Origin of the sequence: Photorhabdus viridis, from assembly GCF_040256935.1 — a bacterium.
GTDB classification, from domain to species: domain Bacteria; phylum Pseudomonadota; class Gammaproteobacteria; order Enterobacterales; family Enterobacteriaceae; genus Photorhabdus; species Photorhabdus viridis.
In genome coordinates, this window is record NZ_JBEJZY010000192.1 from 1 (window position 1) to 861 (window position 861).

Sequence of the window (861 nt, forward strand, 5' to 3'; positions counted from 1 at the left end):
CAGTTCGGTGCGGTGCGTTTTGCGTACAACAAGGCTCTGCACATCAAAAAACAGGCTTATAAACGCCACGGCGTGAATTTAAGCCCGCGTAAAGAGCTGAAACCGTTACTGGCAGCAGCAAAGAAATCCCGCCGCTATAGCTGGCTGAAAGAATACGATTCCATCGCCTTGCAGCAGGCGGTGATTAACCTCGATGTCGCATTTTCCAACTTTTTTAATCCGAAGCTGAAAGCGCGTTTCCCGGCGTTTAAACGCAAACACGGGAAACAGTCGAGTTATCATTGTGTCGGGGTGAAGGTGCTGGATGGTGCCATCAAAATACCCAAACTGGCACCAGTAGAAGCCCGGCTTCATCGTGAAATTAACGGGGAAGTGAAAAGCATCACAATCACGCGTTCTGCGACGGGTAAATACTACGCTTCGATACTCTGTAATGATGGGGCAGAAGCGCGAGTGAAACCAACGCGGATATCAGGCGTTACAGGTCTGGATATGGGGCTGACGCATTTCGCTATCAAATCGGACGGGAATAAGGTGCCTAATCCCCGTCATCTCATCAATGCCAGTTGTCACCTGCGACGTAAGCAGAAAGCGCTGTCACGAAAGAAAAAAGGCAGTGCGAATCGTCGTAAAGCCCGTATACGGCTTGCAGCCGTACACGAACGGGTAGCCAGTGCCCGCGCTGATTTTCAGCACAAACTCTCCCGCACAATTGTTGACGAAAACCAAGCGGTAATTGTGGAGACGCTGAAAACAGCAAATATGATGAAAAACCCCAGGCTGGCTCGCGCTATCAGTGACGCTGGCTGGTATGGATTCATCACAAAACTGGAATACAAGGCAGCAGAAAAAGGCGTTCAT

General features: G+C 50.1%; 1 protein-coding gene. It reads left to right on the forward strand.

What is annotated here, in order from left to right; translation table 11 throughout:
* Positions 1 to 861 (forward strand): RNA-guided endonuclease InsQ/TnpB family protein (locus ABR397_RS22900; protein ID WP_350307716.1); only part of this gene is annotated, 861 nt, incomplete at both ends.